Source organism: Catenuloplanes sp. NPDC051500, from assembly GCF_044454585.1.
Classification (GTDB): domain Bacteria; phylum Actinomycetota; class Actinomycetes; order Mycobacteriales; family Micromonosporaceae; genus Catenuloplanes.
On record NZ_JBITDX010000024.1, the window covers coordinates 120,403 to 133,755 of the forward strand.

13 protein-coding genes are annotated in these 13,353 nt (G+C 72.5%); 6 read left to right on the top strand and 7 right to left on the bottom strand.

The features are described from left to right. Positions 1–17 precede the first annotated feature (17 nt). The gene (locus ACIA8K_RS34620) at positions 18–413 is read right to left on the bottom strand and encodes a RidA family protein (RefSeq protein WP_396067072.1); all 396 of its coding nucleotides are present in this window, start codon (positions 411–413) and stop codon (positions 18–20) included. 231 nt (positions 414–644) lie between these two features. Further along, positions 645–1,181 carry a TetR/AcrR family transcriptional regulator gene (locus ACIA8K_RS34625; protein WP_396067074.1) on the bottom strand — a complete coding sequence of 179 codons (537 nt, stop codon included), beginning with the start codon at positions 1,179–1,181 and terminating at the stop codon, positions 645–647. Positions 1,182–1,254: 73 nt separating this feature from the next. Between ACIA8K_RS34625 and ACIA8K_RS34630 the strand changes: the two genes are divergently transcribed. Continuing rightward, the gene (locus ACIA8K_RS34630) at positions 1,255–2,289 is read left to right on the top strand and encodes an aldo/keto reductase (protein ID WP_396067076.1); all 1,035 of its coding nucleotides are present in this window, start codon (positions 1,255–1,257) and stop codon (positions 2,287–2,289) included. Here ACIA8K_RS34630 and ACIA8K_RS34635 read toward each other — a convergent pair. The 5 genes from ACIA8K_RS34635 to ACIA8K_RS34655 all read right to left on the bottom strand — a co-directional run bounded on the left by ACIA8K_RS34635 (position 2,286) and on the right by ACIA8K_RS34655 (position 9,322). Next, the gene (locus ACIA8K_RS34635) at positions 2,286–5,075 is read right to left on the bottom strand and encodes a BTAD domain-containing putative transcriptional regulator (protein WP_396067078.1); all 2,790 of its coding nucleotides are present in this window, start codon (positions 5,073–5,075) and stop codon (positions 2,286–2,288) included. The genes ACIA8K_RS34630 and ACIA8K_RS34635 overlap by 4 nt on opposite strands. A 201-nt stretch (positions 5,076–5,276) precedes the next feature. Then, positions 5,277–7,349: a caspase family protein gene (locus ACIA8K_RS34640; RefSeq protein ID WP_396067080.1), complete on the bottom strand. Its 2,073-nt coding sequence runs from the start codon at positions 7,347–7,349 to the stop codon at positions 5,277–5,279. 4 nt (positions 7,350–7,353) lie between these two features. Beyond that, positions 7,354–7,707, bottom strand: a complete 354-nt coding sequence (locus tag ACIA8K_RS34645) for a hypothetical protein (RefSeq protein WP_396067082.1) — start codon at positions 7,705–7,707, stop codon at positions 7,354–7,356. Between the two features lie 89 nt (positions 7,708–7,796). After that, positions 7,797–8,522 (bottom strand): hypothetical protein, encoded by a 726-nt coding sequence (locus tag ACIA8K_RS34650; protein ID WP_396067085.1) that lies wholly within the window; start codon positions 8,520–8,522, stop codon positions 7,797–7,799. Further along, positions 8,519–9,322: a hypothetical protein gene (locus tag ACIA8K_RS34655; protein WP_396067088.1), complete on the bottom strand. Its 804-nt coding sequence runs from the start codon at positions 9,320–9,322 to the stop codon at positions 8,519–8,521. The genes ACIA8K_RS34650 and ACIA8K_RS34655 overlap by 4 nt, the downstream gene beginning before the upstream one ends. A gap of 196 nt (positions 9,323–9,518) precedes the next feature. On the opposite strand from ACIA8K_RS34655, the gene ACIA8K_RS34660 reads away from it, so the two are divergent. The 5 genes from ACIA8K_RS34660 to mycP all read left to right on the top strand — a co-directional run bounded on the left by ACIA8K_RS34660 (position 9,519) and on the right by mycP (position 13,294). Beyond that, the gene (locus ACIA8K_RS34660; RefSeq protein ID WP_396067090.1) at positions 9,519–9,719 is read left to right on the top strand and encodes a hypothetical protein; all 201 of its coding nucleotides are present in this window, start codon (positions 9,519–9,521) and stop codon (positions 9,717–9,719) included. A gap of 150 nt (positions 9,720–9,869) precedes the next feature. Next, positions 9,870–10,199 carry a WXG100 family type VII secretion target gene (locus tag ACIA8K_RS34665; protein WP_396067092.1) on the top strand — a complete coding sequence of 110 codons (330 nt, stop codon included), beginning with the start codon at positions 9,870–9,872 and terminating at the stop codon, positions 10,197–10,199. 20 nt (positions 10,200–10,219) lie between these two features. Then, the gene (locus ACIA8K_RS34670; protein WP_396067095.1) at positions 10,220–10,522 is read left to right on the top strand and encodes a WXG100 family type VII secretion target; all 303 of its coding nucleotides are present in this window, start codon (positions 10,220–10,222) and stop codon (positions 10,520–10,522) included. Between the two features lie 85 nt (positions 10,523–10,607). Continuing rightward, positions 10,608–12,017, top strand: coding sequence for a type VII secretion protein EccB (gene eccB / locus ACIA8K_RS34675; RefSeq protein WP_396067098.1), 1,410 nt, complete (start codon positions 10,608–10,610; stop codon positions 12,015–12,017). 2 nt (positions 12,018–12,019) lie between these two features. Next, positions 12,020–13,294, top strand: a complete 1,275-nt coding sequence (mycP, locus tag ACIA8K_RS34680) for a type VII secretion-associated serine protease mycosin (RefSeq protein WP_396067101.1) — start codon at positions 12,020–12,022, stop codon at positions 13,292–13,294. Positions 13,295–13,353 lie beyond the last annotated feature (59 nt).

The window sequence follows — 13,353 nt, forward strand, 5'->3', positions numbered from 1 at the left end:
CAAACACCGCCGGGTCGTCAGGCGACGGCGATACCTTCGATCTCGATGACCCACTCGGGGTCGAAGATCCCGGTGACGATCACCGTCAGGGCGGGACGGTGACCGTCAAGCACCTCGTTGCGGACCTTCGTGTTGATCTCGGCGTGCTGGCGGTCGGCCAGGAACGTGGTGACCTTGACCAGATTGCGGACGTCCATATCGGCGTCGGCGAGGACGGCCCGGATGTTGTCCCACACCAACCGGCACTGCGCCTCCGGGGTGGCCGGGACGTGGCCGTCGCGGGTCTGCGGAATCTGCCCGCTGATGAACAGCATCCGGCCGGCGGGCTGGACCTCCAGAGCGTTGTGGTAACCGCCGGTGGCCTCCGGGACCGTCTCGGGATTGATCGGCCTGATCTGCAACGTATCAACCATGTTTCGTCCTTCCGATCGTCCGGGCGAACCCGGATTACGGACTGTGACCCTAGCCTACGTGGGTCCCGAGGTCCGGCTCTGCGGCGATGGCTACTACAGCCTACTTGCCCGGTGATGAACTGCTTTGTCCGAAGCGCGCGTGGCGTCCTCGCTGTCCGGTACCGCGGCCGAGGTTTCCTGGAGTCGGATCGAGTCAAAAAGAGCGACTAATCTTCTTTTTTGGGTACGGTGTTAGCCCTTGATGATCGCCATCAGGCCCGCGGTGAAGGGCGCGGGATCCACGTCGCCACGGATCGCCAGCTGCTGGCTGTAGGCGGCGCAGAGCGCCACGAACGCCTCGGCGATCTGCCCGGCCTCCGGGCGCCGTGAGTCCGGCACCAGCTCGGCGATCGCGGCCCGCATGGCGGCGAGCTGCCGCTGCACGATCGCGGCCATTGGCGGCGACACGGCGGCCTCGGCGTAGATCTGGGCGACGAGCCGGGCGTGGTCGTCCTCCCGCGCCCGGACGCGCACATGGTCGAGGAAGCCCGCCACGGCCTCGGTGGTGAGCGCCCTCGGCAGCGCCTCGGTGCCCTGCTCGCAGACCGCGATGACGATCTGGTCCTTGCTTGTGAAGTACCTGTAGATGGCGCCGTTGGAGAGCCCGGACTCGGTGATGATGTCGGCCATCGAGGTGTGCGCGAAGCCGTGACTGGCGAACCGGGCGCGCGCGGCGTCCACGATCTGCTGGCGGCGGGCGTCGAGATGCGCTTGACTGACCCTTGGCATAAAAGAGTGACTCCTCTTTTTGTTTGCTACTGTCGGGAGCGTACCGCGTCCGCACCGAGCTTCAGGAGCTGCCTTGCGATACCAGACCTTCGGCCGCCTCACCGGACTCCGCGTGTCGGAGTACGCGCTCGGGACCGCCACCTTCACCACCGCGGACGCCGGCGCCGCCCGGCAGATCTTCGACGCCTTCGTGGCCGCCGGTGGCACCACGGTCGACACGTCCAACCTCTACCAGGACGGGCAGGCCGAGACCGTGCTCAGCGGGCTGCTCGGGCGCCGGCGGGACGACTTCGTGGTCATCACCAAGTACAGCGGGACACGTCAGGCCCAACCCCGCCCCGGCACCACAGGCAACGGCCGCAAGATCATGGTGCGCTCCCTGGAGGCGAGCCTGCGCCGCCTGAACACCGACTACGTGGACATCTTCATGCCGCACTTCCCGGACGGTGTCACGCCGATCGAGGAGATCCTGGCCGGGTTCGACGACCTGATCCGCTCCGGCAAGATCCTGCACGCCGGCCTGTCCAACTTTCCGGCCTGGCGGGTCGCCGGCGCCGCCGTCCGCGCCGACCTGCGCGGACTGGCCCCGCTGGTCGGCATACAGACGGAGTACAGCCTGGCCGAGCGCTCCGCCGAGCGGGAGCTGCTGCCGATGGCGCAGGCCCAAGGGCTGGGCGTGGTGCTGTACTCCCCGTTGGCAGGCGGACTGCTCACCGGCAAGTACCGGCGCGGCGAGCCGGGCCGGCTGAGCGCCCGGGGCGACGGGGGCGAGAGCAGCGCGCAGCGCACCGCCGTCGTCGACGCCGTGCTCGCCGTCGCGGACGAACTCGGCACCGGCCCGGTCCAGGTCGCTCTCGCCTGGCTGCGGCGCAGAGCCGCCCTGGCCCGCACGGCCCTGATCCCGATCGTCGGCCCACGCACCCCCGCCCACCTCGCGGAGTACCTGACCGCCCTGGACCTCGACCTCAGCTCACAGCACTACCGGCACCTGGACGAGATCAGCGCGGTCCGGCTGGGCACCCCGCACGACGACGTCGCCGCCGCCCTGAGCCACGGCGCGGACGGCGACCGCACCCTCCTCGTACCCGCTGCGGTCCCTGTCCTTTAGGCCGGCGGCCCATGATCGGCGCCGACCTGCTCGCCGAGGTGGCGTAGTGACTCGCGGACAGCGGAGGCGCCCGGATGGTCGAGGGCTGTGAACAGCTGCTCGGCCTCCGTCCAGGCGATCCGCGCAGCTGCGGGCCGGCCGGCCGCCAGGTGCGTGTCGCCGAGGTGGACGAGCAGCTCGGCGACGAAGTAGTCGTGCTGGAGGGTACGGGCCAGAGCGATCCCCTCCTGGTAACAGTCGACCGCCTCGGCGTGGTGGCCGAGGTGGTGGTGGGCGTACCCGAGGCTGTCCCAGGTGCTTGTCGCGCCGTGCAGGTCACCGTCGGCCACGAAGATGTCGAGCGCCTGGCGGCAGTGCGTAAGCGTGTGTGCGAACTCGCCGAGCATCGCGTGGTACCAGCCGATCGCGTTCAGGGCCTCGGCCTGCCCGGCCCGGTCGTCGGTGCCGGCGAAGAGGGCCAGAGCCTGCCTGGCGTGGTCGAGGGCGGGCGCGGGCTCCTTGCGCTGACCCCACAGGTACGCCAGGTGGTGCTGCGTGCGCGCCTGGCCGATCCGGTCGCCGAGCGTCGTGAACAGGTCGAGCGCGTGCCGGAGGTTGTCGTTCGCCTCGGTCCAGCGGCCGAGCTTGATGCCGGCCTGCGCCAGGTTGCGATGCGCGTACGCGCGGGCCGGCAGTTCGCCGAGACGGGCCGCGCACTCGATGGCGACCTGCCACGACTCGACCTGATCGTGCAGATGACCCTTCCGGGAGGAGTAGGTGTCGAGCGCCCAGGCGAGTTGCCAGGCGAGCCGGTCGAGCCCGGTCGCGGCCGCGTGCCGGAGCGCGGCGAGCAGGACGGCATGCTGCTCGCCGAACCAGGCCATCGCGGCGGTGAGGTCCGTGAACCGCCTCGGGGACGCGCCGGCGGCCGGTTCGCCGAGGGGCAGGAGGATGGGTTCGCGCGGTGGGTTGAGCAGGCGGTCGGCCGCGTACGCGGAATGGGTGTAGTGGTCGAGCAGCCGGACTGTGGCCGACCGGCGGACGTCCTCGGCGTCGTCGCGGCGGGCGAGTTCGGCGGCGTACTCGCGCAGCAGGTCGTGAAGCGTGTAGCGGCCGGGGGCGTACTCCGTCACCAGGCTCGCCCGGGTCAGCTCGCGCAGTGGCGCGCGAAGGTCGCGCTCGGGCATCCCGGCCAGGCCGGTCAGCGCGGGCGCGTCGATGTCGGGTCCGACGGCCAGCCCGAGCAGCCGGAACAGCCGGGCCGCGGGTGCGCTGAGCGCGGCGTACGACCAGGAGAGAACGGCCCGGACGTCACCGGCCGGATCGCCCACCTCCAACGCGTCCAGCCGGTCACCCGCCTCATCGAGCTCGGCGGCGAGCGCGCTCAGCGGAAAGTTCGTCTGCCGGGTGCGGGCCGCGGCGATGTTGAGCGCCAGCGGCAGCCGGGCACAGGCGGTGATGACCTGATCGAGGGCCTCCCGTTGCGCGACGACCGCCGGGCCGAGCCGGTTGGTCAGCAGCTCCTCGGCCTCCACTCTGGACAGCAGATCGAGGGGTACCGAGGACGCGCCGCCGGCCAGCAGGCCGGTGAGCTGAGCCCGGCTGGTCACCACGACGACGACAGTTGCGGTGCCCGGCAGCAGTGGCCGGACCTGCTCGGCGTCGCGGGCGTTGTCGAGCACGATGAGCAGCCGCCTACCTGCCGCCACGCTGCGGTAGAGCGCCGCCTGCGCGTCGAGCGTGGCCGGCACCCGCCCGGGTACGACGCCGAGCGCGTCGAGCAGGCCGCGGAGCGCCTCCTGCGGGGAGACCACCTGCCCGGTGGGGCCGAAGCCGCGGAGGTTCACGAAGATCTGCCCGTCCGGGAACCGGGACCGGACCGCGTGGGACCAGCGCACGGCCAGAGCGGTCTTGCCCACGCCGGCCGTGCCGGACACCACCGCCACGGCCATCGCGGTCTCGGTGAGCAGGTTGTCCAGCGTGTGCAGGGCGAGGGTGCGGCCGGCGAAGCCCGGAACGTCCGCCGGCAGCTGGGCCGGCGTTCCGGCAGCCAACTCGGCGGTCTCCCGCGGCGCCACAGGTTCGCCGCGCAGGACGGCCTGGTGCAGTTCCTGAAGCGTGGCACTCGGGTCGACGCCCAACTCGTCGGCGAGCCGGCCGCGGAACCGGGCGTAGTAGGCAAGCGCGTCGGCGGGCCGCCCGGCAGCGACGTACGCACGGATCAGCACGTCGGCCAGGGGCTCGGTCAGCGGGTGGTCGGCCGCGAGCTCGGCAAGCGGCCCGAGCGCCGCGAGCGGGTTGCCGCCGCGCAGCTCGGCCAGGCCCCAGGCCACCGTCGCGTCGAGGTACTGCTCGCCGTACGCGTGCCGGAGGCGCTCCACCCACTGCCCGGTCAACCCCGCAAGCGGCGTGCCCCGCCACCACGAGCGGCTGGTACGCAGCAGCGTCAGCGCCTCGGCGGGAGCGGCGTCGCGGGCACGCCGGACCTGCTCGGCGAACCGGTGGACGTCGACCCGGTCGGGTGCGATGTCGAGAAGGTAGCCGCTTGAGTGCCGGACCAGCCGGGCCGGTGGCGTGCCCGCCTGCGCGGCCAGTAGCCGCCGCAGATGGGTGATGTGCACCTGCAGAACCCGTGCGGCCTTCGGCGGGGGTTCGTCCCACACCCGCGCGGCAAGCGTCTCGATGGTGACCGGGCGCCCCGCGTCGACCGCCAGGGCCGCAAGCGTGTGCCGTCGCTGCGGTGGACCGAGCGCGGCCGAACGGCCCTCCGCCCAGATCTCCACCGGACCCAGCAGGCGGACCTCCACCGCGACCTCCCGTCCTCGTACGCCGTCCGGGTGCCGGGCGACAACGTTTCATTAACCGTACGGGACAAGACTCGGCGTAGCGCTGATCAAGCCTTCCAGCGGAGCGCGCGGACGGGCCGGGACATGGTGATCGGGGGTGGCCCGGCCCGCTTCTCGCCACGCTGAGGCGGCCATCCGTTCCGGCTCACCACATTCAAACGATCATGATGTGGTACGCAGCCGCTCGTACACCGATCGAAGGAAGTCGTCGCCGCGATCGCCGGGCGGCGGGCCGGTGGGACGTGCGACAGCGGGTAACGGCTGCGGACCACCGCCGGACCGCAGATCGAACAGGTGCACGGTACGGTCGCGCCGGCCCAGCGCCGCGCGGTCGCCACCCTGGTCGAACGTGAGCCAGCACGGCGCACGCAGACCGTCGCGAAGCGTGTGCCGCACCCTGCCGGTCCGGAAATCCCGCACCCGGACCACGCCGTCGTTCGTCATGGTCGCGAGTGACGACCCGGGCCCGTACAGGATGCGGCTGACCGGCTCGTCCTGCCGGTCCAGCACCGTACGCCCGCTGCGGATGTCGAAGACCCGGACCCGACCGCCCGCCGTGAGTGTCGCGAGTGTCCGGCCGTCGCGCCCGGCCAGCACCTCCGACGGGATGCTCTCGTCGCGCAGATCCGCAAGCTTCTCGCCGGTGTCGAGGGAACGCAGCCGTACCCCTCCGGAGGCAAGGGTCGTCGCGGCCCAGCCCGCACCGGTGTGAAGCGCGACCTGCCGGGGCGAATGCGCCCCTGACAGGACTGTGAGCTGCCGCCCGCTCCGTGCGTCCCACAACCGCAGCGTCCGGTCCCGGCCGGTGGTGATCACCCGTCCGCCGTCCGGGCTGAAGCCGCCGCGCAGGATGTCGCCGTCGTGGCCGCGCAGCAGGTGCACCCTGCGGCGCGTGCGCACGTCCCAGATCTCCGCGTCCTGCTCCCGTCCCACGCTGACAAGCAGCGGAACTGTGGGGTGGAGCGCCAGCCACCGGCCGGCCGTGTCGAGCCGGGCGATCCGGCGTCCGGTCCGGATCGTCCAGACGCCGATCGTGTGGTCTCGCTCGGCGGTGGCGAGCGTCGTGCCGCCGACACCGACCGCGTAGTGCGCCACGCCCTCCGCGACGGTGTGCCGCAGGCGGCGTGCCGCGACGTCCCAGATCTCCATCCGGCCGCCGCGCCCGCCGACGACGAGCGTCTCCCCGTCCGGGCAGAAGATCGGCCGGGGCAGTGGCGTGTACCTCGCGGCCGGGGCACGAACCTCCGCGGGTACGAGGTGCGCCGCCGGGGCCCGCAGCAGGTTTCCGGCGGCGGTCACCGTCGATGTCCTGACCGCCGGAGACGTGCGGGCCGCCGCGGTGGCCGGCCGGTCGCCGCGCGGTGGGGCAGCAGCGCCGGGCTTCGCATCTGCTGAGGACAGAGCGGCCGGCCTCGCACCCGCCGAGGACCCGGCGGCTGGCTTCGTACCCGCTGATGGCCTTGGATCTTGGGTCGGGACGGGCGCGGGCACGGCTTCCCGAGCGGCCGCGGGCGCCGGTGTGCCGGCCGATCCGGGCCAGCGGTTGCGGGACAGCACGACGCCGGTGGCCGTGCCCGTCATCCGGTTGGCCGGGGCCGGGAAGCCTCCGGCCTGCATGGCGGACCGCAAGCGCTCGAAGAGGAACTGGACCGACAGCATCTTCGGCCCGTCGCGGATCCCGTCACGCAGCAGCTTGATCAGTTCGCCGCTGAAGGCGGTGTGGGTCCAGCCGAGCGGTGCCACCGCCGGCCGGTTCGACGGGGTGGAGGTGATCAGGTAGCTGTCGCCGTCGATGCTGCCGTTGACCGCCCGCCCGCTGTAGCAGCAGTCCAGGATGACGACCGTGTTCCGCGCGCTGTTCTGGTAGACCGCCTCGTGGAACCGTTCGAAGGCGAGCCCGCTCACCGCCACGTCCGTTGTGGACGTGTCACGCATCGCCAGATGGAGGCGGCCGTCGTCGCTGAGCAGCCCGTGCCCGGCGAAGTACACCACGAGCGTGTCCGTGGCCGCCTCGGCGTGTTCGCGCACCGCCTGGAGCGCGGGCCGGGGGCCGGCCTGGTCGAGCACGACAGTGCAGCGGTCGTCCGCGACGATCCCGTCCGCCGGGTCGGTCAGCAGCGTCCAGAGGTCCCGGACGTTGTTCCGGACGCCGGGAAGATCGTGCAGCTCCTTGTCGTCGTAGCGGCTGGTGCCGACGATGACCAGATTGGACCGATCCCGTTGCGGGACACGCACGTGCTCACCTCTCGTTGATCGCGATCCGGGCCAGTGCCTCGGCGAGCGCGGCCGGGTCGTCGCCGCCGGTGACGGTGATCCGGGTCGCCGGGCCGGCGCCGGCGGCGATCTCGATCGTCACCCCGTGCCGCCGGGTCGTCACGAACGTGACAAGCGACTCGGCGAGCGCGGTCAGCGCACCCGACGCGAACGCGGCGGCGAGCGGCACCACGATGTCGGAGACCGTGCCCATCGCCTCCGGGTCCGCGCGGCCGGGCTCGTGCCGTACGCAGCCGCGCAACTCGCGTTCGTCGCGCAGCCAGCGGGTCAGCGCCAGCGCCTGCTGGTGGTCGCCGTCCACGTCGAATCTCAGCTCCATGCGGTGCAGGCTAGCCAGCCGCGGGCCCGGGTCCGGATCGTTCACTCTCCCGGGCCGCGATGTCCGCCGGACGTGGTCGGCGGAACGGGTCAATCGCGTTGCCGTTCGGCTTTGCGCCGCCGGGTGCGTTCCATCAGCGCCTCGTGCCACCTCCGGCCCGGCGCGCCGCAGTTCGCGCCGATCGCGTCGCGCAGCCGGGCCGTCTCCTTGTTCAGGCGCTGGACGTCCTGCTCGTATCGTTCGCGATGGGTGCGCAGCACGTCCCGGTCGACGTGAAGCGCGTCGAGCGTGTGCCGCATCGCGGCCACGTGGGAGCCGCCCCGGGCCTGGTCGGCTTTGATCGCGCGGTGCACGTTGCGAATGTTCTCGCTCACCGTGTTCTCCGCGCCGCGGGCGTCGCCGAGCATCGTGAAGGCGAGGTCGGCGGTCTGCCGGGACTTCTCGTGCAGGCCGCGAAGTTCCGCGAAGTCGGATTCGCGCTGGTGCTGTCGCAGCCGTGCGGCGACCCGGCGCTCCTGCTCCTTGACCTGCGCGCGCACGGACTTCTGCTCGGCCTCCCACACCGCGCCGAGCGCCTTCTCCAGGATCGCCCGGACCTGCGCCTCGGTGTAGAGCGTGCCGCCGCCGGACGCCGGCTCCTGCCGTACCTGAGGTTTCTTCCTCTTCTTCGGCCGGGTCACCACTACCTGCTGCTGCCGGCCGTAGTGGACGACCTCGCGGCCGGGCCGGTGGTGCGTCGGGCGGTTCCTCGGGCGGGCGATCAGCACAAGGATCACGCCGCCGAGAACCAGGAACGCGAAGACCAGACACGTCATGCCGGGTACGGTCTTCCCGCGCGACCGGCCGGCAGTGCGGGACGGCGGAGCGCGTCGAGGACCGCGGCCGTGCCGTCCTGGCCGGTGACCACCGCGGTCATCGCCTGGGACAGCACGGGGACGGCGAACGCGGCAAGTTCGGCCAGGCTTGTCCGCCCGCCCATCAGCCGGGTCGCCTCACTCATCGCCGCGCCGAGGTCCCGCCGGTCCGCTTCCCGCCGCCGCAGGTGTTCCCGGGCCTCGGCGAACGAGCGCCGGCTCTGCCGTCGCAGCTCGGCCTGGCGCGCCATCTCCTGCTGAAACGCGCCGTCGATCCGCGACATCTCCGCCGCGAACCGCCGGTCGGCCTCGGCGTGCCGGTTCGCGCCCTCCAGCCGGATCGCCCGCAGTGCCGCATCGAACCGCTGCTCCAGCCCGCCGAGGTCCGCGGCGGCGACCTGGACGGCCGCCGTGGCCCTGCGTGCCGGTCGCCGGTCCGTCACGTCGCCGGCCGAGGAGGACCCGCCAGGCGTGGTCCGGGGTCCGCCGCGTGCGGGCCGGGGCGTACCGGAGTTCCACGTAGCGGCCGAGGCCCGCGATATCGGCCGCCCTCCCCGGGCCGGGTTCGCCCGTGAGACGTCGCCGCTGACCGTCATGCTCCCGCCGCGCACCCGGAGGCGCTCCACCTCGACGCGGGACGCCACCACCTTCGCGACCAGCCCGGACAGCCCGAGCAGTGGCTGAAGGACGACTGCGAACTCAAGCACCGTACCGGTGAAACGGAGTTCGTGACCGTCGTAACGGACGAGTTCTGCAGGCATGGATCAACTCCCGGTCGGTACGCCGACGTTCCTGGCGGCCCGGATGGACCGACGTCAAGGATGTCCGGCACACCCCGCCGTCCGCATGGTCCGCAGCGCCAGAACAAACCGCCTGAGCGAGCTAACCCGCCCGGTAGACGCCCGTCCCTCGTTCGTGGACGGGGTCGCCGCCGCGGCCGACTCGTACACTCGGTGGATGGGCCTCGATGAGAGCCGCGACGTGCTGTGGGACGCGCCCGAGGACGGCGTGCCGCCGGTGGTCGGCCGCCGCGACCCGGTCACCCGCAAACCCATGATGGTGTACGACACGCGCGGCGAGATCGGGGAAACGTCCGATCCGGCCATTGTCGATCATTATCAGACCGACGACGGCGTGGATGTCTCCGTCTCTTTCTGACATTCTCCGCAATTCATCGAGATCAACATTAATTCATGGATCTCGCGGGCCTGAAAAGGTGGACAGGCGTCGCTAGTCTGCGTTGAGCAGCCCGATTCGGCGCGCTGAATGCCGGTCGGGGCGACATATCCACAGCGGGGGTGACGGATTTTGGCACTCAATGCGATTACGCCTGAACTGCAGGCGGCGGCCAACAAGGCGGACGATGCGGGCGGCCAGATCTCGCAGATGCTCAGCGCGCTACTGATCAATCTGGAGCCGATGGCGACGGGCCTCATCGGTCAGACGGGCACCACGTTCCAGAAGGTCAAGACGGACATCAACAACGACCTGGTGATCATCACCGACAGTCTGAACGAGGTGGCGGAGGGCGTCCGGTCGTCCGGCCGGGACTTCGATGTCGCCGACACCGAGGCGCAGGCCGAGGTGTCCAAGGCCGCCGACGACGCCGGCAACATCGTCAACCGGCTGCGCGGCTGAGGAACGGGGAGGAGACCGACATGGGAAACGCCGCAGACGGCCAGATCGTCTACAACTTCGACACCATCGCCGAGGCGGTCACCGCGATCGACACGGCCATCCGGTCCATGCGAGGCACGCTCGACCAGCTCGCGACGGACCTGCGACCGCTGGAGACGGACGCCTGGACCTCGGAGGCGCAGACCGCCTACAAGATCCGCAAGGATCGGTGGACCGCCGCCTCCGACCACATCGTCCTGATCCTGACGCAGGTGAAGGCGTCACTCGACACCGGTTCGGAGAACATGCGCTCCGCCGACAAGCGGGCGATGGGCTACTTCTGACCGTCCGCGAACCGTCCGCGAACCGTCCCGGGATCCCGGCCTCGACGGCCGGGGTCCCGGTCCGCGCCGAGCGTGAGGAGGTTCCGTGCCGAGCCGCCGGGACCAGCTGTTCAGCAATCAGTTCATGATGCAGCGGGTGGTGTCGGCCTTCGCCTTCCGGGACGCCGACGCGGCCCGGGTGCCGTTCCCGCGCGCGGCAGGCACGCTCTTCATCGGCGCGATGGCCGCGGTGCTGGCGCTCGCGGCCGTGGGGATCTTCGGCGTGCTCTTCCCCAGCGGCAAGAAGACCTGGCGCAGCGACGAGGTGCTGATCCTTGAGAAGGACACCGGCGCCCGCTACGTCTACCTGGACGGCAAGCTGCACCCGGTCCTCAACTACACATCCGCCCGGCTGATCCTGAAGAGCGCCGCGCCGTCGGTGGTGAGCGTCTCGCGCGCCTCGCTGCGCGGCACGCCCCGCGGTGCGCCGCTCGGCATCGCCGGCGTCCCGGACAGCCTGCCCGAGCCGGAGCGGCTGCGCCCGGAGCCCTGGTCGCTGTGCTCGCGCCCGGTCACCACGGACACCGGCAGCCCCGGCACCGACGCCGTGCTCTACATCGCGGACCTGCCCGGTGCGGCCGGCCGGCAGCTCGGCGACGACGCGCTGCTCGCCGGCCACCCGGACGGCTCGTTCTACCTGGTCTGGCACGACCTGCGCTTCCTGCTCCGTGAGCCGCAGATGGTGTTCAGCGCGCTCGCGCTCACGCCGGCCCAGGTGATCCCGGCCGCGCCCGCGTTCGTGAACGCGATCCCGCAGGGCGCGGACATCGGGCCGATCCCGATCGCGGAGCGCGGCGCGCCCGCCGGCCTGTCCGGCGCGCTTGTCGGCCAGGTGGTGCGGACCCGGTCGCAGAGCGGCGACTCGCAGTTCTACGTGGTGCTCGCGGACGGGATCGCGGACATCACCGAGCTGCAGGCCGACCTGATCATCAACGATCCGGCGACCGCTGCGGCGTACCCGGGCGGCGCCGTTGAGCCGTTGACCCGCAACGACCTGGGCGGCGCCCGGCGGTCCGCACGCGGCCTCCCGGCGGTCGAGGGGCAGGAGCTGGTGCCCGCCCGGCGGCCCCGTGTGGTCGAGGACGGCGCACGCAGCGTGCTGTGCACCACGTTCGGCGGCGTGGAGTCGCCGATGCGGCTCACGATCGGCGCGACGCTGCCCGGACCCGGCGCGGGCGTCTCGGCCGCCCAGCCCGGCGGGGCCGCCGCACCGGACGAGGTGGTGGTGCCGGCCGGCGACGGCGTGCTCGCCGAGGCGGTCTCCGGCCCGGACGCGCCGGCCGGCACGTTCGCGCTCGTCACCGACCAGGGCGTTCGCTACTCGCTCGCGTCCCCGGAGGCGCTGCGGGCCCTCGGGTACGACACCGGCCGCGCGGTCCGCATGCCGGCCGCGCTCGTCGCGATGCTGCGCGAAGGGCCGGCCCTCGATCCGGTACTGGCACGGGTACCGGCATGATCATGCGAGCGCTGCTGGCGGGCGCGCTTCTGGCGGTCCCACCGCCGGCCTCGGCCGCCGCGCCGCAGTGCCAGGAGCCGGGACAGGTGATCGCGCCGGTGCCGTGGCCGCAGCGCGCGTTGCTGCCGCAGCGCGCCTACCCGCTCGCCACTGGCGCCGGGATCACTGTGGCGGTGCTCGACTCCGGTGTGGACGCCGCCCACCCGCAGCTGGCCGGCCAGGTGCTGGGCGGCAGGGACTACCTCTACAGTGCCGGCGGCCGGGGGGACCGGGACTGCGTCGGGCACGGCACCGCGGTCGGGAGCATCATCGCGGCGCGCGCCGTGGACGGCGCCGGCTTCCGCGGCATCGCGCCGGGCGCGCGCCTGCTGCCGGTGATCGTCAGCGAGCGCCGCTCGGACGGTGAGGAGTCGTCCGGCGAGGCGGTGAGCCCGGCCCGTTTCGCCACCGCGGTCCGGGACGCGGTCGCCGCCGGAGCCGGGATCATCAACATCTCGGCCGTCTTCACCGCCGACGACCCGGCGGTCCGGGCCGCGGTCGAGTTCGCCACCGGTGCGAACGTGCTGGTGGTGGCCGCGGCCGGCAACTCGGCCACGGACGGCAACCCGACGCCGTACCCGGCCGCCTATCCGGACGTGCTCGGCGTGGGCGCGGTCGACGAGTCCGGGCGGGTGCTCGACGAGTCCGGGCGCGGCGACTTCGTCGACCTGGTCGCGCCCGGGGACGGGGTGGTGGCCGCGACCCGGCAGCGCGGGCACGCCGTGCTGCGCGGGACCAGCTTCGCGACCGCGTTCGTCTCCGGCGCCGCCGCGCTGGTCCGGCAGTACCACCCGGACCTGGACGCGCGGGCGGTGGCGCGGCGGCTGATCGCGACCGCGAGCCCGAGCCCGGGCGGTCCACGCAGCGACGCCTACGGGGCCGGGGCGGTCGACCCGTACCGGGCGGTGACCGAGCGCCTGGTGGCGGCGGACCCGACAGCTGCCGCGGCGCCGCTCGTCCCGCGGGTCGACCCGGCCGCGGTCGCGCGGGCCCGCGAGTGGCAGCGGCTGACCGTGACCGCGCTCCGGCTCTGCGCCGGCCTGCTCGGCGTGGCGCTGGCCGGGGCGCTGATCGTCGTCGCGCGGCGGCGCGGCAGGTGGCGACGCTGGCGGCCGGCCCGGGCCGCGCCCGCCCGGGAGCCGACGCTCGCGCCGCTGGGACCGCCGGTCGGGCTGCTCGACGATCTGTCGCCCGGAGACCACGAGGCTTATTCAGCAAGCCGCTTTAGTCCACAGTAGAACCCCAAGATATAAAGACGGTCCGCTCTTCAGTAGGATGGAGTTACCACACAACAACC

What these genes read in the sequence shown, in the direction of transcription:
- ACIA8K_RS34620 (WP_396067072.1), bottom strand. Translation starts at nt 413, where the DNA reads ATGGTTGATACGTTGCAGATCAGGCCGATCAATCCCGAGACGGTCCCG.
- ACIA8K_RS34625 (WP_396067074.1), bottom strand. Translation starts at nt 1,181, where the DNA reads ATGCCAAGGGTCAGTCAAGCGCATCTCGACGCCCGCCGCCAGCAGATC.
- ACIA8K_RS34645 (WP_396067082.1), bottom strand. Translation starts at nt 7,707, where the DNA reads ATGGAGCTGAGATTCGACGTGGACGGCGACCACCAGCAGGCGCTGGCG.
- ACIA8K_RS34650 (WP_396067085.1), bottom strand. Translation starts at nt 8,522, where the DNA reads ATGACGTGTCTGGTCTTCGCGTTCCTGGTTCTCGGCGGCGTGATCCTT.
- ACIA8K_RS34655 (WP_396067088.1), bottom strand. Translation starts at nt 9,322, where the DNA reads ATGCCTGCAGAACTCGTCCGTTACGACGGTCACGAACTCCGTTTCACC.
- ACIA8K_RS34660 (WP_396067090.1), top strand. Translation starts at nt 9,519, where the DNA reads ATGGGCCTCGATGAGAGCCGCGACGTGCTGTGGGACGCGCCCGAGGAC.
- ACIA8K_RS34670 (WP_396067095.1), top strand. Translation starts at nt 10,220, where the DNA reads ATGGGAAACGCCGCAGACGGCCAGATCGTCTACAACTTCGACACCATC.
- mycP (WP_396067101.1), top strand. Translation starts at nt 12,020, where the DNA reads ATGCGAGCGCTGCTGGCGGGCGCGCTTCTGGCGGTCCCACCGCCGGCC.